The sequence below is a fragment of the Variovorax sp. F042 genome (genome assembly GCF_057814215.1).
The window spans coordinates 187659-209381 of sequence record NZ_JBVASX010000009.1 but is presented as its reverse complement, the minus strand read 5'-3'; the positions used below and the strand labels follow the sequence as shown (position 1 = coordinate 209381).

20 protein-coding genes are annotated in these 21723 nt (G+C 67.5%); 12 read left to right on the top strand and 8 right to left on the bottom strand.

Annotated features, from left to right (window positions below):
- Nucleotides 1-52: 52 nt before the first annotated feature.
- From ACZYSP_RS25065 to ACZYSP_RS25055, 3 genes are all read left to right on the top strand, one after another.
- Entirely contained in the window at nucleotides 53-1357 is a 1305-nt protein-coding gene (locus ACZYSP_RS25065) for an MFS transporter (RefSeq protein ID WP_489017222.1), read from the top strand.
- A gap of 30 nt (nucleotides 1358-1387) precedes the next feature.
- Nucleotides 1388-2803, top strand: a complete 1416-nt coding sequence (locus ACZYSP_RS25060) for an FAD-binding oxidoreductase (RefSeq protein ID WP_489017220.1) — start codon at nucleotides 1388-1390, stop codon at nucleotides 2801-2803.
- A gap of 76 nt (nucleotides 2804-2879) precedes the next feature.
- The gene (locus ACZYSP_RS25055) at nucleotides 2880-3842 is read left to right on the top strand and encodes a LysR substrate-binding domain-containing protein (protein WP_093058230.1); all 963 of its coding nucleotides are present in this window, start codon (nucleotides 2880-2882) and stop codon (nucleotides 3840-3842) included.
- A 16-nt stretch (nucleotides 3843-3858) separates the two neighbouring features.
- Here ACZYSP_RS25055 and ACZYSP_RS25050 read toward each other — a convergent pair whose 3' ends face one another.
- A complete protein-coding gene (locus ACZYSP_RS25050; protein WP_218149768.1) occupies nucleotides 3859-4497 on the bottom strand; it encodes a TetR/AcrR family transcriptional regulator in 639 nt (212 codons plus the stop codon).
- A 241-nt stretch (nucleotides 4498-4738) separates the two neighbouring features.
- On the opposite strand from ACZYSP_RS25050, the gene ACZYSP_RS25045 reads away from it, so the two are divergent.
- From ACZYSP_RS25045 to ACZYSP_RS25030, 4 genes are all read left to right on the top strand, one after another.
- On the top strand, nucleotides 4739-5542 hold the full coding sequence (locus ACZYSP_RS25045) for an SDR family NAD(P)-dependent oxidoreductase (RefSeq protein ID WP_489017217.1): 804 nt from the start codon (nucleotides 4739-4741) through the stop codon (nucleotides 5540-5542).
- 22 nt (nucleotides 5543-5564) lie between these two features.
- On the top strand, nucleotides 5565-6701 hold the full coding sequence (locus ACZYSP_RS25040) for a DUF5938 domain-containing protein (RefSeq protein WP_093177936.1): 1137 nt from the start codon (nucleotides 5565-5567) through the stop codon (nucleotides 6699-6701).
- A 5-nt stretch (nucleotides 6702-6706) separates the two neighbouring features.
- Nucleotides 6707-8260 carry an AMP-binding protein gene (locus ACZYSP_RS25035; RefSeq protein ID WP_489017215.1) on the top strand — a complete coding sequence of 518 codons (1554 nt, stop codon included), beginning with the start codon at nucleotides 6707-6709 and terminating at the stop codon, nucleotides 8258-8260.
- 71 nt (nucleotides 8261-8331) lie between these two features.
- The gene (locus ACZYSP_RS25030; protein ID WP_093058235.1) at nucleotides 8332-8994 is read left to right on the top strand and encodes a DUF1345 domain-containing protein; all 663 of its coding nucleotides are present in this window, start codon (nucleotides 8332-8334) and stop codon (nucleotides 8992-8994) included.
- A gap of 19 nt (nucleotides 8995-9013) precedes the next feature.
- On the opposite strand, the gene ACZYSP_RS25025 is transcribed toward ACZYSP_RS25030, so the two are convergent.
- From ACZYSP_RS25025 to ACZYSP_RS25015, 3 genes are read right to left on the bottom strand one after another with little or no spacing between them, the layout of a single operon-like run.
- Nucleotides 9014-9955, bottom strand: a complete 942-nt coding sequence (locus ACZYSP_RS25025) for a DMT family transporter (protein ID WP_489017213.1) — start codon at nucleotides 9953-9955, stop codon at nucleotides 9014-9016.
- A 38-nt stretch (nucleotides 9956-9993) separates the two neighbouring features.
- Complete coding sequence (locus ACZYSP_RS25020) at nucleotides 9994-10491, bottom strand: methylated-DNA--[protein]-cysteine S-methyltransferase (RefSeq protein ID WP_097199635.1); 498 nt, start codon at nucleotides 10489-10491, stop codon at nucleotides 9994-9996.
- 6 nt (nucleotides 10492-10497) lie between these two features.
- Complete coding sequence (locus ACZYSP_RS25015) at nucleotides 10498-12105, bottom strand: DNA-3-methyladenine glycosylase 2 family protein (RefSeq protein ID WP_489017211.1); 1608 nt, start codon at nucleotides 12103-12105, stop codon at nucleotides 10498-10500.
- 111 nt (nucleotides 12106-12216) lie between these two features.
- On the opposite strand from ACZYSP_RS25015, the gene ACZYSP_RS25010 reads away from it, so the two are divergent.
- Nucleotides 12217-13599, top strand: coding sequence for a phosphomannomutase/phosphoglucomutase (locus ACZYSP_RS25010; RefSeq protein ID WP_093058239.1), 1383 nt, complete (start codon nucleotides 12217-12219; stop codon nucleotides 13597-13599).
- Between the two features lie 9 nt (nucleotides 13600-13608).
- Nucleotides 13609-14991 carry a 3-deoxy-D-manno-octulosonic acid transferase gene (locus ACZYSP_RS25005; RefSeq protein WP_093058240.1) on the top strand — a complete coding sequence of 461 codons (1383 nt, stop codon included), beginning with the start codon at nucleotides 13609-13611 and terminating at the stop codon, nucleotides 14989-14991.
- Nucleotides 14992-15004: 13 nt separating this feature from the next.
- On the opposite strand, the gene ACZYSP_RS25000 is transcribed toward ACZYSP_RS25005, so the two are convergent.
- From ACZYSP_RS25000 to ACZYSP_RS24985, 4 genes are read right to left on the bottom strand one after another with little or no spacing between them, the layout of a single operon-like run.
- On the bottom strand, nucleotides 15005-16558 hold the full coding sequence (locus ACZYSP_RS25000; protein ID WP_093058241.1) for a TolC family outer membrane protein: 1554 nt from the start codon (nucleotides 16556-16558) through the stop codon (nucleotides 15005-15007).
- 21 nt (nucleotides 16559-16579) lie between these two features.
- Nucleotides 16580-16924 (bottom strand): rhodanese-like domain-containing protein, encoded by a 345-nt coding sequence (locus tag ACZYSP_RS24995; RefSeq protein ID WP_093058242.1) that lies wholly within the window; start codon nucleotides 16922-16924, stop codon nucleotides 16580-16582.
- A gap of 16 nt (nucleotides 16925-16940) precedes the next feature.
- Nucleotides 16941-17618 carry a protein-L-isoaspartate O-methyltransferase family protein gene (locus ACZYSP_RS24990; RefSeq protein WP_093058243.1) on the bottom strand — a complete coding sequence of 226 codons (678 nt, stop codon included), beginning with the start codon at nucleotides 17616-17618 and terminating at the stop codon, nucleotides 16941-16943.
- Between the two features lie 21 nt (nucleotides 17619-17639).
- Nucleotides 17640-18362, bottom strand: a complete 723-nt coding sequence (locus tag ACZYSP_RS24985) for a TetR/AcrR family transcriptional regulator (protein WP_097199631.1) — start codon at nucleotides 18360-18362, stop codon at nucleotides 17640-17642.
- 102 nt (nucleotides 18363-18464) lie between these two features.
- Between ACZYSP_RS24985 and msrA the strand changes: the two genes are divergently transcribed.
- From msrA to ACZYSP_RS24970, 3 genes are all read left to right on the top strand, one after another.
- Entirely contained in the window at nucleotides 18465-19016 is a 552-nt protein-coding gene (gene msrA / locus ACZYSP_RS24980; protein WP_093058245.1) for a peptide-methionine (S)-S-oxide reductase MsrA, read from the top strand.
- A gap of 20 nt (nucleotides 19017-19036) precedes the next feature.
- A complete protein-coding gene (locus ACZYSP_RS24975) occupies nucleotides 19037-19426 on the top strand; it encodes a hypothetical protein (protein ID WP_256330891.1) in 390 nt (129 codons plus the stop codon).
- An 80-nt stretch (nucleotides 19427-19506) separates the two neighbouring features.
- Nucleotides 19507-21675 carry a TonB-dependent receptor gene (locus ACZYSP_RS24970; RefSeq protein WP_354337630.1) on the top strand — a complete coding sequence of 723 codons (2169 nt, stop codon included), beginning with the start codon at nucleotides 19507-19509 and terminating at the stop codon, nucleotides 21673-21675.
- Nucleotides 21676-21723 lie beyond the last annotated feature (48 nt).

Genomic DNA, 21723 nt, shown 5'->3' with positions numbered 1-21723 from the left:
GAACGAGACTATTGGCTGCAACCGGGCCAGAACGAACGAAAGCGACGCACCCATGAGCACCAGCACCATCGCAACGCCGCCCTACAGCGGCCGCTTCGACAGCACCTCCGACGCCGTCTACCGCAAGGTCGGATGGCGGCTGATCCCGCTGCTATTCGTTTGCTACATCGTGGCGTACCTCGACCGCGTGAACGTCGGCTTCGCCAAGCTGCAGATGCAGGGCGACCTGCAGTTCAGCGACGCGGTCTACGGGCTGGGCGCGGGCATCTTCTTCATCGGCTATTTCCTGTTCGAGGTGCCGAGCAACGTCGTGCTGCACCGCGTGGGTGCGCGCCGCTGGATCGCGCGGATCATGATCACCTGGGGCCTGCTCTCGGCGGCCACCATGTTCGTGAGTTCGCCGGTGTCGTTCTACGTGATCCGCTTCCTGCTCGGTGCGGCCGAGGCGGGCTTCTTCCCCGGCATCATCCTGTACCTCACCTACTGGTATCCGGCCGCGCGGCGCGGCAAGGCCACGTCGCTGTTCCTCGCGGCGATTCCGTTCGCGGGCATCCTCGGCGGGCCGATCTCGGGCTGGATCCTGCAGGGCATGAGCGGCGTCAACGGATGGGCCGGCTGGCAGTGGCTGTTCCTGCTGCAGGGGCTGCCGACCGTGGCGCTGGGCCTGGTCGTGTGGCGCTACCTCGATGACCGCGTGAAGGACGTGCAGTGGCTCACGCCCGCCGAGCGCGAACTCATCGCCCGTGACATCGCCGCCGAAGACGCCGGCAAGGCCGAGCCGCGCATCCTCAGCGTGCTGGGCAACGGCCGCGTGTGGCTGCTGGCGCTGGTGTACTTCGCGTACACATCGGGGCTGTACGGCATCTCGTTCTGGCTGCCGAGCATCATCAAGGCGATCGGCGTGAAGGGCGCGCTCGACATCGGCCTGCTCAGCGCCATTCCGTGGACCTTCGGCGTGATCGCGATGTACTTCGCGGCCCGCAGCGCCGACCGCCGGCTCGAGTACCGCTGGCACAGCGCGCTGGCCGCCATCGTCGGCGCCATCGGCCTGGTGCTGAGCGTGGCCTTCCACGGCAATGCGACGCTCGCGATGGCCGGCCTCACGCTGGCCACGATGGGCATCATGTCGACCTTCCCGGTCTTCTGGGGCATGCCTACGGCCTTTCTCGGCGGTGCCGCGGCGGCCGCGGGCATTGCGCTCATCAACTCCTTCGGCAACCTCTCGGGCTTCAGCGCGCCATTTCTCATCGGGCTCATCAAGGATGCGACGCAGAGCACCGATGCCGGCCTGCACATGCTTGCAGGGCTGCTGGTGACTGGCGCGGTGCTGGTGCTGTTCGTCAAGCCGAAGCGCTGATCCGTTTGTCTGCCTCCTTGAAGGACCCCCATGGACACGGTCGTGAGTTCGAACACGCGGCGTTCCCCGTCGCCTGAGCTGGTTGCGCTGCTGCAGCGCAAGTTTGCCGAGCGCTTTTCCACCAGCCCGGCCGTGCTGCTGCAGCACGGCACCGACGAGTCGACCTATCTGCCGCAGCCGCCCGATGCGGTGGTGTTCGTGCGCAGCACCGAAGAGACGGCGTTCGTGGTGCGGGCCTGCGCACGCGAGCGCGTGCCGGTCATCGGCTTCGGCGTGGGCTCGTCGGTGGAAGGGCACCTGCTGGCCGTCGAGGGGGGCGTGTGCATCGACTTCTCGCAGATGAACAAGGTGCTGGCAATTCGCCCCGGTGACCTCACGGCCACGGTCGAGGCCGGCGTGACGCGCGGGCAGCTGAACGCGGAGTTGATGGGCACCGGCTTTTTCTTCTCGGTCGACCCCGGTGCCAATGCGTCCATCGGCGGGATGATCGCCACGGCCGCTTCCGGCACCAACACCGTTCGCTACGGCACCATGCGCGACAACCTCGTGAGCCTGACGGTGGTCACGGCCAACGGAGACATCACGCACACCGCTTCGCGGGCACGCAAGAGCTCGGCGGGCTACAACCTCACGCAGCTGTACTGCGGCTCCGAAGGCACGCTGGGGCTGATCACCGAGGCCACCGTGCGGCTGCATCCGCACCCCGAGGCCTACGCGGCAGCGGTGGTGCACTTTCCGTCGGTGCGCGCGGCGGTCGACTGCGTGATCGAGTCGATCCAGATGGGCGTGCCGCTGGCGCGCGCCGAGATGCTGGATGCATTGACCATCCGCGCCGTGAACGCGTACAGCCACACCAGCCTGGGCGAGAACCCGACGCTGTTCCTGGAGTTCGGCGCGAGCCAGGCGCAGATTGACGAGCAGGCCGGCATCGTGCGGGAGATTGCGGGCAACCACGGCGGTGGCGCCTTTCAATGGGCCAACCGGCCCGAGGAGCGCTCGCGCCTGTGGACGCCGCGCCATCACGCCTACTTCGCCTGCCTGCAGCTGAAGGCGGGCAGCCGTAGCCTGACCACCGACGCGTGCGTGCCGCTGTCCGCGCTCGCGCAGTGCATCGAGGAGACGCAGGCCGACATCGCCGAACATGGCCTGCTGGTGCCGGTGTTCGGCCACGTCGGCGATGGCAACTTCCATTGCCTGGTGCTGGTGGACCCGAACAGCGTGGCGGAGAACGAAGCCGCCGAGGCCTTCAGCCACCGGCTGGTGCAGCGCGCGCTGCGCCATGGCGGCACTTCGACCGGCGAGCACGGCGTGGGGATGCACAAGATGAAGTACCTGGTCGAGGAGCACGGAGAGCACACGGTGGCGCTGATGCGTGCCGTGAAGCAGGCGCTGGACCCGTACAACATCTTCAACCCGGGAAAGGTCGTTGCTCCGGCCGGGGCCTGAGTGCCCGAGCGGAGATGTGCGGCCTAGAATCCCCGGCCTCGCCTGCACCCCGCAGTGCGCGGCCGGAGGCCCTTCGATGGAGCTGCGTCAGTTCAAGTACTTCGTTGCCATCGTGGATTGCGGCAGCCTGTCGCGCGCCGCGCAGCAACTCTTCATTGCACAGTCGGCATTGAGCAAGCAGATGGCCGAGCTCGAAGCCGAGCTCGGCACCCAGCTGCTGCTTCGCAGCCGCAACGGCGTGGCGATGACCGAGGCAGGCAAGGTCTTCTACGAGTACGCGCAGGGCATCACCAAGCAGGTAAGCGACGCCAAGGCCGCTGTGCACGTCGCGGCCGATTCGGTGGCGGGCTCGGTGGTGGCGGCGCTGCCGCAAAGCGTGTCGCCCATGATCGCGCTGCCGCTGATGCGTGCAGCGGCCCGGCGCTACCCCGACGTGGTGCTGCATCTGAACGAGGAACTCACCGGCAACATGGCCGACCAGCTGCTGCGCGGCCGGGTCGACGTGGCGGTGTTCTCGCCCGCCATGCCGGCGGAGGACATCCGGTTCGTCCCGCTGGTGGAAGAAGACTTCGTGTTCCTCGAATCGCCGCAGAGCCCGCATGCGTTGCCGCCCGGCGACGTGAGCATTGCGCAGGCTACTGCGCGGCCGCTGGTGTGGCCCGCCAATGCGCACGGCCACTGCACGCGTTGGCTGGTCGATGCGGTGCTGGAGCGTGAGGGGCATTCCACGGCGCAGGTGGCCGCGGAGATCAATTCGGTCTACACGCTGAAGGCGGCGGTGGAAGCGGGGCTCGGGCCGACCATCATGCCGTTCGGGCTCGCGCAGCGCGAAGTGCAGGAAGGCCGGCTTGTCGCGCATCGCATCGACTCGCCATCGATGTTTCGCACGCTCGGGCTGTGCGTGTCGGTGCATCTGCCGACCACGAACGCGAAGCGCGCCGTGTGCACGCTGATCGGCGACGTGGTGCGCGATCTGTGCGAGAGCGGGCAGTGGGCGGGCGCACGTGCCGTCGCGCCGGCGAAAGGGCCAAGGCCCTGACGCCCGGCCCTTCGTTTCAGGCGCGGCGCTTGCGGGCCGGCGCTGCGGCTTTGGCAGGGGCAGCGAACAGGCGCGAGATGGCCTGGCGCACATCGGCCTGCATGTTGTCGATGGCCTTCGCATCGCCCGACAGGTGCTTCAGCAGCGCCTGCTGGAACAGCCCGTCGAACAGCGCATAGGTGGCCGAGGGCGGCATGCCGGGCGTTTCGCCCGAGAGCTCGGCAAAGCGGCTCATGATGCGCCAGATCATGTCTTCGAGGCTCTTGTCGATCTGCACGACATCGGCGCGGAAGGCTTCTTCGAACAGCGCCTGCGAACGCAGGTCGTACCAGAGGCGATGCACGTGGCCTTCGTCGCACAGCGTGTCGCCAAGGCTTTGCAGGAAGCCCTCCATCAGCTCGTCGTAGGTGGTGGCGCTTTCCACCGCGTGGTCGTAGCGCGTGACGCAGCGCGCCTTGTACTGCTTGACGCTGCAGATGATCAGGTCGACCTTGTCGCTGAAGTAGTAGTGCAGAACGCCGTGAGAGAACTCCGAGTTCTGGGCGATCTCGCGCAGGCTGGTGCGTGCATAGCCCAGTGCTGCCAGCGTGGTCAGCGCGGCTTCGCCCAGTTCGGCGCGCCGTTCCGAGAATTTGTCGACCCGCGTCTTGGGCACTCGTTCAGCGTGTTTCTTTAGCCGTTGATGTGTCGTCATTGAAAGCCGGACCGCACGCATGCCGGCCCCTGTGTTCTTCGTGATTCCAAACCATAGCACGCAAGCGGAAGAACCCGCATCCGGCGCGCCACGCATGTCATTTTACGAAGTTTTGACAATCGTCAAAGAAAAACTTGACACCCGTAAAGTCGATTTCTACGATGACCGCTCCATCTCACAACACATCTACAGGAGACAAGTGATGGCCAAGTTCGACTTGAAAGGGCGCAAGGCCCTGGTGACGGGCGGTGCGCGCGGCATTGGTGCGGGCATTGCCGAAGCGCTGGCGGCGGCCGGCGCCTCCGTGATGATTGGCGACGTGCTCGCCGACCTGGGGCGCGAAACCGCTTCCAGGTTGTCTGCGTCTGGAGCGAAGGTGGGCTTCGTGCCGCTCGACGTCACGAAAGACGCCGACTGGGCCTCGGCCACCGAGACCACCGTCAAGGAACTCGGCGGCTTCGACATCCTCGTCAACAACGCCGGCATCGAGATCACCTCTCTGGTGATCGACGTCGACGGTGACGACCTGCGCCGCATGCTCGACGTGAACGTGGCGGGCACGCTGCTCGGCATGAAGCACGCGTTCCGTGCGATGCGTCCCGGCGGCGGTGCGGGTGGCGGCGGGGCGGTGGTCAACATCGCCTCGGTCGCGGCGACCATCGCTTTCCCGGCCATTGCGGGCTACTCGGCGACCAAGTCCGCAGTCGATCGCGCCACGCGCGTCGCGGCCATGGAGTCCGGCAAGCTGGGCTACGGCGTTCGCGTGAACTGCATCTACCCGGGGCTGGTGCCTACCGACATGGGCATGAAGCTCGCCAGCGACATCGTCGCTGCGGGGCTCGCGCCCAGCGTCGAGGCGGCAGTGGGTGATGTGATCGGCCAGACGCCATTGGGCCGTCTCGGCGAAGTCGGCGACATGGCCGACGTGGTGGTCTTCCTCTGCTCCGATGCGGCCCGGTTCATCACCGGCGCCGGCATCGCGGTGGACGGCGGCATGGGCATGTGAGCGCACAAAAAGGAGACACAACATGAGCAGCAGCAAGAAGAAGCCTGTCGTCGTCTACGGCGCCTCCGGCTACACCGGCAGACTGGTGTGCGAATACCTGCGCGAGTACAACATCCCCTTCGTTGCCGCGGGCCGCAGCGCGCAGAAGCTGGAAGCGGCGATGAAGTCCAACGTGCCCGGCATCGAGACCGCGAGCTACGAGGTAGTGGAGGTGAAGCATTCGGTGGCGGCGCTCACCGAGCTCTTCACCGGTGCCTCGGTGGTGCTCAACACGGTGGGGCCTTTCGCCAAGTTCGGCCCGGAGGTGGTCGAGGCCTGCCTGGCCGCCGGATGCCACTACACCGACACCACCGGCGAGCAGGACTGGCTCATCACGCTCGAACAGAAGTACGGCGCCAAGTTCGCCGCCGCGGGGCTGCTGCTCTCGCCCGGCCTGGCGCAGATGTACACCACCGGCGAGATCGCGGCGCAACTGTGCCTGGAGACGCCCGGGCTCGACACGCTGGACATTGCCGTGTTCTGGGGCGGCAGCCCGACCATCGCGTCCACTCAGACCATCCTGGTCAACGCTGCCACGTCCAAGGCCTACTACCTGGAGCAGAACGAGTACGTGGAGTGGCAACCCGACGCGGGCCTGTACCACCTGTCGATTCCCGGCCAGCACGAGGCGGCACTGGCGCTGCCCTGGGGCGGCACCTCGCACCCGGTCTGGTTCAAGCGCGATCCGCGCGTGGCCAATGTGAAGGTGCTCGGCGGGGTCTTCAACAAGGCGCTGATGCAGGGCGTGCCGCACATCGTGGCAGCCGCGCTCAAGGCCACCGAGGGCATGAACGACGAGGATCGCTACGCCGCGCTGGCCCAGACGGCGGCAGGCGTGATGAACACCATGCCCCCGCGCGAGAACCCGCGCATCAACAAGTCCGTCGATTCGGTGCATGCCTCCGGTCCGCTGGGCCGCATGCACTGCGTGATCTTCGGGAATTGCAACTACAAGCAGACTGGCTTGTTGCAGGCCTATGCGGCGGCCTCGCTGCTGCAGCAGGCGCCGCGGCGCGCCGGCTTCGCCTCGGGTTGCCAGGCCTTCGGGCATCGCGAGCTGCTGGGCGCGCTGCGCAGCTTCGGACTGGTGCAGGAGCCCGTGCTCACCCGGCTGGGCTGACTCCCATGCGCCTGATCGACTACCTGGACAAGGGCGCTTCGCTGGGAGCCGCGGCGCCCTGCCTGCGCATGGGGGCCGTGCTGCTGTCGTACGGCGACGTGCAGCGCTTCAGCTACCGCGTGGCGCGGGCGCTGCAGCGCAGCGGCATCGCCCCGGGCAGCAAGGTGGCGGTGCTGTCGGGCAACGACCCGGTCGCCTTTGCATGCGTCTTCGGGCTGTCGCGCGCCGCGGCCGTGTGGTGTCCGATCAACCCGCGCAACGAGGCTGCCGAGAACCGCTACGTGCTCGACGCCTTCGACTGCAGCTGCCTGATCTTCCACAGCAACTACGCACCGCTGGTCGAGCAGATGCGGGCCGACCTGCCCAAGGTGACGACGCTGGTCTGCCTCGACAAGCCGCAGCCCTTCGCGCCATCGCTCGACCAATGGCTGGGGGATGCCGGCGATGCGTCCATCGATGTGCCGGTGGTCGACGACGTTGCGATGATCGCCGGCACCGGCGGCACCACCGGCCAGCCCAAGGGCGTGATGCTGTCGGGGCGCAACCTCGAGGCGATGTCGGCGCTGACGCTGATGGGCTACCCCTTCGAGGGCCGGCCCGTCTACCTCGCGCTGGCACCGCTCACGCATGCGGCCGGCGTGCTGTGCCTGCCGGTGATGGCGCTCGGCGGGCAGGTCGTGATCATGCCCAAGCCCGACTTGGGCGAGTTCCTCGGCCTCATCGAAGAACACGGCATCACCCACACCTTCCTGCCGCCCACGCTGATCTACATGCTGCTGCAGCACCCGCAGCTGGCAGATGCGAAGCTCGATTCGCTGCAGTGCTTCTGGTACGGCGCGGCGCCCATGTCGGCCGCGCGGCTCGAAGAGGCGCTGCAGAAGATCGGCCCCGTCATGGCCCAGCTCTTCGGCCAGACAGAGGCGCCGATGATGATCTCGATGATGTCGCCGCGCGACCACTTCAACAATGACGGCACCATCGCACACCAACGCCTGTCATCGGCCGGCCGGCCCGGGCCACTCGTGCAGGTGGGCGTAATGAACGGCGACGGCGCGCTGCTGCCCACGGGCGAGAGCGGCGAGATCGTGGTGCGCGGCTCGCTCGTGATGCTCGGCTACTACAAGGACGCGCGCGCCACCGAAGAGGCCTCGCGCCACGGCTGGCACCACACCGGCGACATCGGCTACCTCGACACAGACGGCTTTCTCTACATCGTGGACCGCGCCAAGGACATGATCATTTCGGGCGGCTTCAACGTCTACTCTGCCGAGGTCGAGCAGGTGCTGATGCAGCACCCCGACGTGCAGGACAGCGCCGTCGTCGGCCTGCCCGACGAGAAGTGGGGCGAGCGCGTGGTGGCAGTGCTGCAACTGCATGCCGGGCGGCAACTGGACGTGGAGGAGATCAAGGCCTTCGTCAAGTCGCGCATCGGCAGCGTGAAGGCACCCAAGCAGATCGAGGTGTGGCTCGACCTGCCGCGCTCCAAGGTGGGCAAGGTGCTGAAGAAGGAAGTGCGCGCAGCGTTGCTGTCGGACGGAGAAGGGCAGAGACAGCGCTAGAAGCGAATGTCTCCGGGCATGACTCCCTTGAACGCCGACGACGGGAGACTGCACGGCGCTACAGTGCCGCCATGCGCAAACACCTTTCCACAACCACCGGTCCCCAACGTCTTTTCTACGGCGCTGTCTCAGGCTGCGCCACCGCCGCGGCGTTGATGCCGGTGCCCATGAGCGGCATGGCACGCGCGCTGGCCGGGTGGTGCGTGGCCGTGGTGGTCTACCAGGTGCTGTCGTGGTGGCTGGCCGACACCTTCGATGCGAAGCGCACGCGCGAACGGGCGCAGTCGCTGGACCAGCCCAACGTGGTGATCCTGGTCTCGATGCTGGTGGTGGTCGGCGCCAGCGTGGTGGCCATCGCCATGCTGCTGCAGCAGGTGAAGGCGCTGAGCGGCTGGGAGCGCGCGGCGCATGTGGCGCTCGGGCTGGTGGCGCTGGCGGGCTCGTGGCTGATGATGCACACGATCTACGCCTTTCATTACGCGCACCGCTACTACATCGACCAGAAGAGCGGCACGCCCGACGGCGGGCTCGACTTTCCGGGCAAGGACGACGCCCCCGACTACTTCGACTTTCTCTACTACTCGTACGTGATCGGCATGACCTCGCAGGTGTCCGATGTGCAGGCGACGTCGAAGGAGATGCGGCGCATCACGTTGCTGCACAGCGTGCTGGCCTTCGCGTTCAACATGCTGGTGCTCGCACTCTCGGTGAACGTCGTCGCGGGCGCCGTGTAGGCGCCCCGCCGAAGCGCGCTCAGGCCGAGGCCTTGCGGGGCGAGCCCAGCTTGACGATGCCCGTCGACAGCGCCACGCCGCAGACGATGACGGCCGCGCAGATCAGCATCCACTGCGTAATGTTCTCGCCGAGGAACACCGCGCCGTAGAACAGTGCGAACACCGGCACCAGGAAGGTCACCGTCAGCGCGCGCGCCGGGCCGGCGCGTTCGATCAGCCGGAAGAACAGGATGTAGGCGACGCCCGTGCAGGCGATGCCGAGCGCCAGCAGCGCGAGCCACGCGCGCAGGCTGGGCATCTGCGCGGGCCAGAGCCAGAAGGCGGGCAGGGCGAGGAACAGCGTGGCGCCGATCTGGCTGCCAGTGGCTGTGGTCAGCGCGGGCACGCCGCCCAGGTGGGCCCGCGTGGCGCTGGCCGAGATGCCGTAGCAAAGGCACGCGCCCAGGCAGGCCAGCACCGCGAAGAGCGCGGCATTGCCGCTGGCGCCCGCATGCAGGCCGGCACTGCGGCTGGCGAGCATTGCCACGCCGGCAAAGCCGATCACCAGCCCGACGATGCGCGAACCCGCAGGCCGCTCGCGGAACCAGGCCCAGGCGACGAGCGCGCCGAACATCGGTGTCGTGGCATTGAGCACGGCGGCCAGGCCAGTGTTGATGGTCAGCAGCGCGAAACAGAACAGGGCGAACGGCATGCCCGAGTTGAAGACGCCGACCGCGAAGCTGGCCTTCCAGTGCTTGGCGAGAGACGGTCCCTGGCCGCGCAGCAGTGCGATGGGCAATAGGAACAGCGCGGCGATGGCCACCCGCACCGCGGCCGTCGGCAGCGCGCCGAACTCCGCCGCGCCGATGCGCATGAAGAGGAAAGATGCGCCCCAGAGCGCGCCCAGCAGCACCAGGTCGATGAGCCAGGCGGTTGGTGCGAGGGGCTTGGTGGCTGCGATGTTGTTGTTCGTTGTGGTCATGCGTCTTTCGCTCTTTGTCTCTTCTTCGTTGGATGTTCTTACAGCGCGCCTTCCAGTTCCAGCAGGGCTGTCTTGCGTTCGAGCCCGCCAGCGTAACCGGTCAGTGAGCCGTCGGCGCCCAGCACGCGGTGGCAGGGCACGATCACGCTGATCGGGTTGCGCCCCACGGCCGCGCCCACTGCGCGCACGGCGGCCGGGTTGCCGACGTTGACGCTGAGCGCGCCATAGCTCGTGGTGGCGCCCGCCGGGATGGCCAGCAGTTGCTGCCACACGCTCTGCTGGAACGCGGTGCCGTGCGACAGGTCGAGCTTCATGTCGAAGTTGTCGCGCTTGCCGGCGAAGTAGTCGTGCAGCTGCGCGGCCGCCTCGACCAGCGCGGGGTGGTCGTCCTTCGTGATCCAGCCGCTGGTGTCGGGCCAGTGGCGCTGCTGGTCGAACCAGACGCCGGCCAGGCCCTGGTCGGTGGCCGCCATCGTGATGCCGCCGAGCGGCGTGTCGATGTGCGAGGTGTAGATGACTTTGCTCTTGAATTTCATGACGTTTCAGGCGGCGAGGTCTGCCGTAGTGATGAGAGGGAGTTCCGCGGCCGCCGTTTCGGTGGCGGTCGCAGGAGTGGAAGAGGGCGCGTGCCATGCCCGCAGCACCGCATAGCTGCGCCACGGCCGCCAGGCTTGCGAGGCCTCGCTGGCAGCGCGCGCTGTGGTTACGCCCAGCGCCTTCTGCAGTGCCACGTCGCCGGCCGGAAATGCATCGGGCCAACGCAGCGCGCGCATCGCGATGTACTGCGCGGTCCAGGCGCCAATGCCGGGCAGCTCCTGCAGCGCCGCGATGGTCGAAGGCACGTCGGCTCCCGCATGCAGCGCCAGCTTGCCGGACGCGACTTCGCGGGCGATGGCGTGCAGGGCCGTCTGCCGCTGCCGCACGATGCCGAGCTGGCCCAGCGCATCGCCGCTCGCGGCGGCAATGGCCGCGGGCGTGGGAAACAGGCGGGTCAGCCCCTCGATGGGCGTAGCCAGTGGCTCGCCGAAGGCCTCGACCAGCCGCGAGCCCAGCGTGCGCGCCGCGGCCACCGTGATCTGCTGGCCCAGCACCGCGCGCACCGCCAGCTCGAAGCCGTCGACCGTGCCCGGCACGCGCAGCCCGTCGCCATGCGGAAAGGCCGCATGCAGCGCTGCATTGATGGCCATCGGCTCGGCGTCGAGGTCGAACAGGGCGCGTGCGCGGCTGATGACGATGGGCAGCACCGCGGCCAGTGAATCGCTGACCGACAGCAGCAGTTGCTCGCGTTCGAGGTCGAAGCGCAGTTGCAGCCAGCCCGCATGCGCCTGTCCGCCTTGCTGGACGCGCAGCGTGCGGGTCAGCTTTACATAGGTGGGCGTGCTGCCCTTGGCGGGCTCCTTGCCGTCTGCCGTGGATACGACTTCGACGCCGCGCAACGCACGGCGCGCGAAGAAGCCCAGCATCGCGTTGGCGCCGTAGGGCGGGCGAAAGCCCAGCCGCACCTCGATGGCCTTGCCTTCGCCACCCTCGACGGTGGCGCCACCGGCGCGCCGCAGGGCGCTCGGGTTCAGGCCGTAGTGCTCCAGAAAGGCCGCATTGAATCGCCGCACGCTGGCGAAGCCGCTGGCCAGTGCCACCTGCGTCATCGGAAGGCGGGTGTCGGCGATGAGCTGCTTGGCGGCCAGCAGGCGGCGCGTCTGCAGATATTGAAGGGGCGAGACGCCGAACTGCACCTCGAAGATGCGCCGCAGGTGGCGGTCGCTCACGCCGAGCCGCGCCGCGATCTGCGCCGCGCCCGGGCCGTCTTCCGACCAGGCGTCGGGCTCGTCGATCAGCCGTGCCGCCTGCAGCGCGAGGATGCGCGAGGCGTCTTCGGTAGACCAGCTGGCTGCGCCTGAAGCACGAGGGGCCAGCTCGGGCCGGCAGCGCAGGCAGGGGCGAAAGCCCGCGGCCTCGGCCTGTGCCGCGTGGCGGAAGAACCGGCAGTTCTCGCGCCGAGGCAGCTTCACGCGGCAGACCGGGCGGCAATAGATGCCGGTGGAGGTCACGGCGGTGAAGAACGACCCGTCGAAGCGCGCATCATGCGTCTTCATCGCCAGGTAGCAGGCGTCGCTCTCGAGCGCTTCGGTGGGGGTGTGGCTGGTAGGCATGGGGAAATGATACGGTTTCGACTCGTTTCAACTGGCCGTTTTCGGACATGTGGGCATCTGGAGCCTTGCCTACAATGCCCCGTTTACAAAACCAACAGGGAAACGCCTTTCATGCAGCTCAGCGCGTCGATCTTCAAGGCCTATGACATTCGCGGCGTCGTGCCCGTCACTCTCGATACGGAGGTGGCGGAAGCGCTCGGCAGGGCCTTCGGCAGCGCAGCCCGCGCCGCCGGTGAGAAGTCGGTGGCCGTAGGTCGCGATGGCCGCCTGTCGGGCCCCGCGCTGGCAGAGGCGCTGATCAAGGGCCTGGTGGCCACCGGCGTCGAAGTGATCGACGTGGGCGCCGTCACCACCCCGATGCTGTACTTCGCGGCCCACACGCTGTGCAAGAGCGGCATCCAGGTCACCGGCAGCCACAACCCCAAGGACTACAACGGCTTCAAGATGGTGCTGGCCGGCCGCGCGATCTACGGCGACGAGATCCAGGGCCTGCGCAAGACCATGGAAGCTGGCACCGCTCAGCTCGCCCCAGGCGGTAGCGTGCGCAAGGTCGACGTGACCGAGGCCTACGTCAAGCGCATTGCCGGCGACATCAAGCTGGCGCGGCCGATGAAGATCGTGGTCGATTCGGGCAACGGCATCGCGGGTGCGTCGGCCCCTGCCATCTTCCGCGCCATCGGCTGCGAAGTGACCGAGCTGTTCAGCGAAGTCGACGGCGACTTCCCCAACCATCACCCGGACCCCAGCAAGCCCGAGAACCTCAAGGACCTGATGGCCGCGCTGGCCACCGGCGACGCCGAACTGGGCCTGGCCTTCGACGGCGACGGCGACCGCCTGGGCATCGTCACCAAGGACGGCCAGAACATCTTCCCCGACCGCCAGATGCAACTCTTTGCACAGGACGTGCTGTCGCGCGTGCCCGGCGGCACCATCATCTACGACGTGAAGTGCTCGCAGCGCCTGGCACCGGCCATCGAGGCAGCGGGCGGCGTGCCGATGATCTTCAAGACCGGCCATTCGCTCATCAAGGCGAAGATGAAGGAAATCGATTCGCCGCTGGGCGGCGAGATGAGCGGCCACATCTTCTTCAAGGAGCGGTGGTTCGGCTTCGACGACGGCACCTACGCAGGCTGCCGGCTGCTCGAGATCCTGAGCAAGAGCCCGAACGCGAGCGACGTGCTCAACGCGCTGCCCACCAGCTTCTCGACGCCCGAACTGAACGTGGCCTGCGCCGAAGGCGAGCCGCATGTGGTGGTCGACAAGCTCGTGAAGGGCGCGAGCTTCGCGGCCCCCGCCAAGGTTTCGACCATCGACGGCTTGCGCGTCGACTGGCCCGATGGCTTCGGCCTGATCCGCGCCTCGAACACCACCCCCGTGCTGGTGCTGCGCTTCGAAGGCCAGACCGATGCCGCATTGAAGCGCATCGAAGCCGAGATGCTGGCTCTGTTGAGAACCGTCAAGCCCGACGCCAAGCTGGCTGAAGCCTCTCATTGAACTGAGCCCGTGCGTTCCCTGCTGCTTCGCCTCTACGGCGTCTTCACCACCGTCGTGCAACCGCTCGTGCGCCGCAAGCTGCGGCGCCGCGCCGAGGCCGAGCCGGGCTATGGCGTCGCCGTGGAAGAGCGCTTCGGCCACTATGACGAAGCCACCACCGGCCAGGCCCAGTGCTGGGTGCATGCGGTTTCGCTCGGCGAGACGCGCGCGGCCGCCATCCTGATCGCCGAGCTGCGGCGGCAGTACCCGGGCATTCCGATCCTGCTCACGCATGGCACCGCCACCGGTCGCGAAGAAGGCGCCAAGCTGCTCGAACCCGGCGACACGCAGGTCTGGCAGCCGTGGGACACGCCGGGCGCGGTGGCGCGCTTTCTTGACAAGTTCCAGCCGCGCATCGGCGTGCTGATGGAAACCGAGGTCTGGCCCGAGATGGCCGCCGCGTGCGCGGAGCGCCATATTCCGCTGGTGCTGGCCAACGCGCGGCTCAACGAGAAATCGCTGGCCTCGGCCGAACGGCTTGCATGGCTGGCGCGGCCCGCGTACTCGGCCCTGACGGCCGTGTGGGCGCAGACCGAGGCCGATGCGCACCGCCTGGTGTCGCTCGGCGCCAAGGTGGCCGGCATCTACGGCAACCTCAAATTCGACGCCACGCCCGATGCGCGCCAGCTGAACGCGGCCGTGTCGCTGCGCGAGCGCCTGCCCAAGCCGATGGTCGTGCTCGCAAGCTCGCGCGACGGCGAAGAGCGACTGCTGCTCGAAGTGCTCAAGCGCTTCGGCGCAACCTCGCCCGTGCCGCCCGAGCAGGGCGCGATCCGCTCGATTGCCAAGCGCGTGCACGACGTGCAATGGATGATCGTGCCGCGCCATCCACAACGCTTCGACGAAGTGGCGGCGCTGATCGAGGCCGAGGGCTTTGCCGTCGCGCGCCGGAGCGCGGCGGGCCAGCCGTCAGATGCAGAGATCTGGCTCGGCGATTCGCTGGGCGAAATGGCGCTGTACTACGGCCTGGCCGACGTGGCGCTGCTGGGCGGCAGCTTCGAGCCGCTGGGCGGCCAGAACCTGATCGAGCCGGCGGCCTGCGGTTGCCCGGTGATCATGGGCCCGTCAACCTTCAACTTCGCCGAGGCGGCGCAGCTGTCGCTGGCAGCCGGTGCGTCGCTGCGGGTCGAGGGCATGGAGCAGGCCGTGACGGCCGCGCTGAAGCTGGTCGAGAACCCAGAGCGCCGCGCCACGATGGCGCAGGCCGCGCTGGCGTTCTCTTCATCGAACCGTGGGGCTGCCGAGCGCACAGCGGCCGCGGTGCTGGCGATTGCGCAGGCGGCGGAGCCGGTGACGGCGGCGGGCGAGCCGCTGGACGAAGAGCCAACGCGGGCCGAGCCCACGCTGGACTGACTGCGGCGCGCGCTCAGCGCACCGGCGGGTTCAGGATCACCGGCGGCACGGGTGCTGTCGGCATCGTCGGCGCCGGCGGATTGAACGGCTGCACCGGCACCGGCGGGATCACCGGAATGCTCGGTGGCGTCACCGTTGTCGCAGGTGGCACCGTGGTGCTGCGATCGGGCCCAGTGGCCGAGGGCACGGCCGGCACGCTGCCATTGCTTGCCAGCGTCGCGTTGATCGCATTCATGTCGTCGGTCGTCAGCGTGCCGTTGGCCTGGCGCAGCTTCAGGTTGCCCAGCAGCACGTTGTAGCGCGCCTGCGCCAGGTCGCGCTTGGTCTGGTACAGCTGGCTCTGCGAGTTCAGCACGTCGATGTTGATGCGCACGCCCACCTGGTAGCCGAGCCGGTTGGCGTCGAGCGCGCTCTGGCTCGACGCCTCGGCCGCTTCCAGCGCCTTCACCTGTCCTGCGCCGGAGACGAGCCCGAGGTAGGCCGCGCGGGTGGCCTGCGCCACGCTGCGGCGGGTGCCGTCGAGCACGCTGCGCGACTGGTCTTCTAGCGCCAGCGTTTCCTTGATGCGGTTTTCGGTGGCGAAGCCTGCGAACAGCGGCAGGTTGAAGGTCACGCCGACCGTGGTCGCGTTGACGCGGGTGCCCACGGTGCTGGTGCTGGTGCCCGTCGGGTTGCGCGTGACGTTGTAGCCCAGGTTGGCGTCGAGCGTGGGCTTGTGGCCGGCCTTGGCCTTGTCCACTTCGAGCCCGGCCACGTCGAGGCCCAGGCGGGCCTGCTGGATCGAGGGATGCACCTCGTCGGCCTGCGCGACCCAGGCGTTGATGTCCGCGGGCACGGCGGCGGGCAGCACCACCGGCACCCGCAGCGGCACCGGCACGCTGCCGGGGCGGCCGACCAGCTGGTCGAGCACGATCTTCTTCACCTGCAGGTCGTTCTCGGCCGCAATCTCCTGCGCGATCACGAGGTCGTAGCGGGCCTGCGCCTCGCGCGAGTCAGTGATGGTGGAGGTGCCGACCTCGAAGTTGCGCTTGGCCGACGCCAGCTGCTCGGCCACGGCGACCTTCTGCGCACGCACCAGCGCCAGGCTGTCCTGGCTCGCGAGCACGTCGAAATACGCCTGGCTCACGCGCACGATCAGGTCTTGTTCGGCAATGGTGAGTACCGCCTGAGCGATGTCGGCCTGGCGCTTGCCCTGCTCGTACGTGGCCCAGTTGGCCGGCCGGTACAGCGGCTGCGTGGCGTTGATGCCGACGTTCTGCGTGTTGAAGTCGCGCGGCGTGGTGGTGCCGCGGCCGCTGCCCGTGAGGGTGTCGATGTCGAGGTCGCTGCGCGTCACGCCGGCCGTGAGCCCCACGGCGGGAAGGATGCCGGCCTTGGCCTGCGCTGCACGCGCGACGTTGGCCTCGTACTGGGCCCGTGCGCCCTGGTAGGTGGCGTCGTAGCCGCGGGCGGCGTCATAGAGTTCGTTCAGTGTCTGGGCCTGGGTCAGGGCCGGCGATGCGAGCAGGGCTGCGAAGATGCTTGCGAGCGCTGCGGAAAGAGGCGAAAGCCGGGGCCTGGAAGGCATTGAACGTCCTTGAAGAAAGAATCAGTAGCGCGGGACCGAGGGGTCGTGCGAAGACCAGGCGTCGATGCCGCCCGCCACGTTGGCGAGCTGGTCAAAGCCGTTCTGGTTCAAAAAGGCGGCCACGCGCTGGCTGCGCGCGCCGTGATGGCACAGGCATGCAATTCGAAGTTCGGACTGGCCGTCATTCAGTTCGGCCAGCCGCCCGGGAATCTCGTTCATCGGAATCGCCACCAGGGTGAAGCCCTGGGGAGCGACGCTCGCCGTCTGCAGTTCCCAGGGCTCACGCACGTCGAGCAGCACGGGGGTGGCATCGGCGTTCTGGGCGAACCAGGCGGCAAGGTCGGCGGGGCGGACTTGGTCGATCATTCGGTCAACCGCCGGCTCAGAACGAGAAGCGCGAGGGCTCGGGGAAGTTCAGCAGGCGCGGGGCCACGATGTCCCAGGGCTGGATGGTGTCCCACTTGCTTTCGCTCGAGCGGGTGACGAAGTGGGCGCGCATCATCGGCTCTTCGCCCACGATGGCCGAGAGGCGGCCGCCGACCTTGAGCGAACCCAGCAGGTTCTGCGGAATGCGGGCGACCGAGCCGCTCAGCACGATCACGTCGAAGCTCGGGCCGCTGGCCAGGGGCACGGCGCCGTCGGCATTGCGCACTTCGACGTTGGTCACGCCGTTGCGGCGCAGCGTCTCGGCGGCGCGGGCGGCCAGCACGGGGTTGATTTCAAGCGACAGCACCTGGGCGGCGCGGGCGCCCAGCAGGGCGGCCATGAAGCCGGAGCCGGTGCCGATCTCGAGCACCGATTCGTGCTTCTGGATGTGCAGGTCCTGCAGCGTGCGGGCCTCGACCTTGGGCGACAGCATGAATTCGCCGGGCACGGAGCCGTCGAGCAGGGGCAGTTCCATGTCGAAGAAAGACAGCGTGCGGTGTTCTTCCGGCACGTAGTCTTCGCGGTGGATTTCGGCCAGCAGTTCGAGGATGTCCGTTTCCAGCACATCCCAGGGGCGGATCTGCTGTTCGATCATGTTGAAGCGCAAGCGCTCGAGGGTGGGGGTGGGGTTCATGGCGTGGTTTTCCTAGTGGGCTCAGGACAAACCTTCAATTTTAGGTGCCGTCGGTGACACCGTCGGCACGCTCGGCCTTCCGGGGTGCGCGCTGAGCCCGTTGATCACCACGTCGGCCTGCACGGCTAGGTACTTTTCGGGGTCGAGAGCCGATGCGCCGTCGACGCAGACCATGGCCGAATGCTTCCAGAGCATGAGGAAGACCATGGGCGCCACCACCGAGTAGATCGCGTGGTCGATGTCCATCGGCGCGAACTCGCCGCTGTCGATGCCGCGCTTGAAAATGCGCCGCAGCAGCTCGTGGCCGGGGCGGACCACCTCGCGGCGGTAGAACTCCGCCAGTTCTGGAAAGTTGGCGCCCTCGCTCATCATGAGCTTGGTCAGGCCCGAAGCCTGGGTCTTGCCGACGCGCTCCCACCACACGTTCATGCAGTAGCGCAGCATCTCGGCCGTGGTGCCTTCGAAGGCCTCGAACTCGGCATTCCACTCCGTGAAACGGCCGCCGAGGTTTTCCATGACCACGGCCTTGAACAGCTCTTCCTTGCTCGGAAAGTAGAGAAAGAGGGTGCCCTTGGAGACGCCGGCACGCGCCGCCACTTCCTCGGAACGGGTGGCGGCAAAGCCCTTTTCGACGAACAGATCGAGCGCGGCGGCCAGCAGTTCGCCGGGGCGCGCCTCTTTCCGGCGTTCGCGCTTGGCGTGCACCGGGCAGATCTTTTCGACGAAGGAGCGGGGCGTGGGCATGGTGTTAATGACTCGCGGGTTAGTAATGTAGTGACCGGCATCCGTCACGTCAAGCCGCGACAATATCGGGTTCGTCTTTTTCCAACCTGCCGGAGCAGCACCATGTCCACTTCACCGTCGCCGACCGAAACCATCGTGCTGGGCGGTGGCTGCTTCTGGTGCACCGAGGCGGTGTTCGACCGGGTGCAGGGCGTGCTGGACGTGGAATCGGGCTATTGCAACGGCCAGACCGTCAACCCGACCTATGAGCAGGTCTGCACCGGCCGCACCGGCCATGCCGAGGTGGTGAAACTCGAATTCGACCCGGCGCAGATCAGCCTGCGTGAAATCCTCGAAATCTTCTTCGTCGTGCACGACCCGACCACGCTCAACCGCCAGGGCAACGACGTCGGCACCCAGTACCGTAGCGGCATCTACTACACCAGCGACGCCCAGAAAGAGGTGGCCGAAGGGGTCATCCGCGAGATCGAGGCCAGCAAGACCTATCACTCGCCCGTCGTCACCGAAGTGGCAAAGCTCGCCAACTACTCGACAGCCGAGGCCTACCACCAGGACTACTTCCTGAACAACCCGAACCAGGGCTACTGCGCATTCGTCGTGGGCCCGAAGGTCGAGAAGTTCCAGAAGACCTTCGCCTCGCGCCTGAAGGCCTGATCGCCTTCCGCCCCATGCGCATGGCCCGCCAGTCTCCCTCCCGTTCGTCGCGCGCGTTCATCGTCGCGCTGGCGTTCGCGCTGTGGATTGCGGGCACGCTGGGGGTCATGCACCGTTCGCTGCACGTGCCGGGCCTCTCGCACGCCGAGGCGGCGGTGCAGGTGCAGCAGGCATCGCGCAGCGGCGCGCACGACCACGCGGCTCACGGGCTGGGCAGCCTGTTCGGCGAGCACACCGACGCCGAATGCCGGCTATACGACCAGCTGGAGCACGGTTCCGCCGTGCCCAGCGTGCCGCTGGTGGTGCTGCCGATGCTGCTGCCGTCGGCCACCTTCGCCTATCTGCAGGGCGAGGTCGTCGCCCGCTGGATCGCGCTCTTCGACGCGCGCGGTCCGCCTTCCTCTCGCTGAATCTCCCTGTGTTCCGGCTGCCGCCGCCCGCATCGCGCGGGCGGCGGCAGATCGTTCATCGATTCAACGAGTGCCCATTCATGATTCCCAATTTCCGTCGCAGTGCCGTTGGCATTGCCGTTCTTTCACTGCTGTCCTGGTCGGCCTTCGCCCAGGACGCGACTACCACGACCACCACCGTCGCGCCCAGCGCCGAAGGCACGTTGTCCACCGTGGAGATCCAGTCCGAGCGCCTCAAGAAGGCGCGCATGGAACTCTCGCCCGAGGTCGGCGCGACCGTCTACCGCATCGACCGCGCGGCCATCGACGCGCTCGGCAAGGGCGACGCCACGCCGCTCGACGACGTGCTGCTGACACTGCCCGGCGTGGCCAAGGACTCGAAGGCTTCCGGCTCGCTGCATGTGCGCGACGACCACGGCAACGTGCAGTACCGCGTCAACGGCGTGCAGCTGCCCGAAGGTATTTCGGGCTTCGGCCAGTCGCTGGACACGCGCTACATCGACTCGGTCAACTTCCTGACCGGCGCCTTGCCCGCGCAATACGGCCTGCGCACTGCCGGGGTGGTCGACATCCAGACCAAGCAGGGCTTCGGCAAGCCCGGCGGTTCGCTCGGCTTTACCTTCGGCAGCCACAACACGCTGGAAGAAAGCGGCTCCGTCTACGGCACCACCGGCAACCTGAGCTACTACCTGTCGGGCAGCCTGGTGTCCAACACCAACGGCATCGAGAACCCGCAGCCCACGCTCAACGCGCAGAACGACCGCACACGGCAGGGCAAGACCTTCGGCAACCTCTCGTACTACCTCGACGCCGATACGCGCCTGGGTCTGATGTTCGGCACCTACAACGGCAAGTTCCAGATTCCGACCAACCCGAACCAGACGCCGTCCTTCTCGCTGGCCGGCTACAGCGACCTGGGCACGGGCTACAACGGGCTGCCGTCGTCCGATGTGCGCGAGCGCCAGACCGAAGCCACGCGCTTCGTCGCGCTGTCGTACCAGAAGACGGTGGGCGCGCTGGACTTCCAGCTCTCGGCCTTCCACCAGTACTCGAGCCTGCACTACGTGCCCGACGCCGTGGGCGACCTGATCTACAACGGCGTGGCCTCCGACACCCTGCGCTCCAACTCGTCCAACGGCCTGCAGGCCGATGCGTCGTACAAGCTGAACGATGCCCACACGCTGCGCTTCGGCGGCGCCTACACGCGGCAGACCACGCGCAGCATCAATGCGGTGAACGTGTTCCCGGTCGACGACACCGGCGCGCAGGTAGGCAACACGCCGCTGCTGATCAACGACAACTCCAGCAAGGTCGGCCAGCTCGCCAGCCTCTACCTGCAGGACGAATGGCGCATCGACCCGAAGCTGACCTTCAACTACGGCTTGCGCTACGACAGCGTCGACGCTTTCACCAAGGAGCACCAGTGGAGCCCGCGGCTGAACCTTGCGTACAAGCTGTCGGACGACACGGCGCTGCACGCGGGCTACGCGCGCTACTTCACGCCGCCGCCGCAGGAGCTGGCCTCGCAGCAGAGCATCAATCTGTATGCGGGCACCACCAACCAGCCGGAGGTTGCCAACTCCGATGCGGTGAAGGCGGAGCGCACCCATTACTTCGACCTGGGCGTGGACCACAAGGTGAATGCCAACCTGTCGCTGTCGGCCGACGTGTACTACAAGGACATCACCAACCTGCTCGACGAAGGCCAGTTCGGCCAGGCGCTGATCCTGTCGCCGTTCAACTATGCCAAGGGCTTCGCGCGCGGGCTGGAGCTGTCGGCCCGCTACAGCGACGACCACTGGTCGGCATACGCGAACTTCGCCTACCAGAAGGCGATGGGCAAGGACATCGTGTCGAGCCAGTCGCTGTTCGGTGCCGACGAACTGAGCTACATCGCCAACCACTACGTGTACCTGGACCACGACCAGACCTACACGCTGTCGGGTGGCGCCAGCTACCGCTTCGGCGACAACCAGGTCAGCGGCGACCTGATCTTCGGCAGCGGCCTGCGCCGCACCCCCGACGGCGGCGCGCCCAACAGCGCGGCGCTGCCGCACTACGCGGTGGTCAACGCCGCCTACTCGCACACCTGGAAGGAGGCTTCGGGCGGCGACATCGTCGGGCGCATTGCCATCCTGAACCTGTTCGACAAGAGCTACCTGCTGCGCGACGGCACTGGCGTGGGCGTGGGTGCGCCGCAGTACGGCACGCGGCGCAGCCTGTACGTGAGCATGACCACGCACTTCTGATACAGGTCGCACGCAGATGACGCACACGAGGCTCTCGCGCACAGTCGC

Bases quoted from the DNA above. Each gene is read 5' to 3' on its own strand.
- ACZYSP_RS25065 (WP_489017222.1), top strand. From the start codon at position 53: ATGAGCACCAGCACCATCGCAACGCCGCCCTACAGCGGCCGCTTCGAC.
- ACZYSP_RS25060 (WP_489017220.1), top strand. From the start codon at position 1,388: ATGGACACGGTCGTGAGTTCGAACACGCGGCGTTCCCCGTCGCCTGAG.
- ACZYSP_RS25055 (WP_093058230.1), top strand. From the start codon at position 2,880: ATGGAGCTGCGTCAGTTCAAGTACTTCGTTGCCATCGTGGATTGCGGC.
- ACZYSP_RS25045 (WP_489017217.1), top strand. From the start codon at position 4,739: ATGGCCAAGTTCGACTTGAAAGGGCGCAAGGCCCTGGTGACGGGCGGT.
- ACZYSP_RS25040 (WP_093177936.1), top strand. From the start codon at position 5,565: ATGAGCAGCAGCAAGAAGAAGCCTGTCGTCGTCTACGGCGCCTCCGGC.
- ACZYSP_RS25035 (WP_489017215.1), top strand. From the start codon at position 6,707: ATGCGCCTGATCGACTACCTGGACAAGGGCGCTTCGCTGGGAGCCGCG.
- ACZYSP_RS25030 (WP_093058235.1), top strand. From the start codon at position 8,332: ATGCGCAAACACCTTTCCACAACCACCGGTCCCCAACGTCTTTTCTAC.
- ACZYSP_RS25025 (WP_489017213.1), bottom strand. From the start codon at position 9,955: ATGACCACAACGAACAACAACATCGCAGCCACCAAGCCCCTCGCACCA.
- ACZYSP_RS25020 (WP_097199635.1), bottom strand. From the start codon at position 10,491: ATGAAATTCAAGAGCAAAGTCATCTACACCTCGCACATCGACACGCCG.
- ACZYSP_RS25015 (WP_489017211.1), bottom strand. From the start codon at position 12,105: ATGCCTACCAGCCACACCCCCACCGAAGCGCTCGAGAGCGACGCCTGC.
- ACZYSP_RS25010 (WP_093058239.1), top strand. From the start codon at position 12,217: ATGCAGCTCAGCGCGTCGATCTTCAAGGCCTATGACATTCGCGGCGTC.
- ACZYSP_RS25000 (WP_093058241.1), bottom strand. From the start codon at position 16,558: ATGCCTTCCAGGCCCCGGCTTTCGCCTCTTTCCGCAGCGCTCGCAAGC.
- ACZYSP_RS24995 (WP_093058242.1), bottom strand. From the start codon at position 16,924: ATGATCGACCAAGTCCGCCCCGCCGACCTTGCCGCCTGGTTCGCCCAG.
- ACZYSP_RS24990 (WP_093058243.1), bottom strand. From the start codon at position 17,618: ATGAACCCCACCCCCACCCTCGAGCGCTTGCGCTTCAACATGATCGAA.
- ACZYSP_RS24985 (WP_097199631.1), bottom strand. From the start codon at position 18,362: ATGCCCACGCCCCGCTCCTTCGTCGAAAAGATCTGCCCGGTGCACGCC.
- msrA (WP_093058245.1), top strand. From the start codon at position 18,465: ATGTCCACTTCACCGTCGCCGACCGAAACCATCGTGCTGGGCGGTGGC.
- ACZYSP_RS24975 (WP_256330891.1), top strand. From the start codon at position 19,037: ATGGCCCGCCAGTCTCCCTCCCGTTCGTCGCGCGCGTTCATCGTCGCG.
- ACZYSP_RS24970 (WP_354337630.1), top strand. From the start codon at position 19,507: ATGATTCCCAATTTCCGTCGCAGTGCCGTTGGCATTGCCGTTCTTTCA.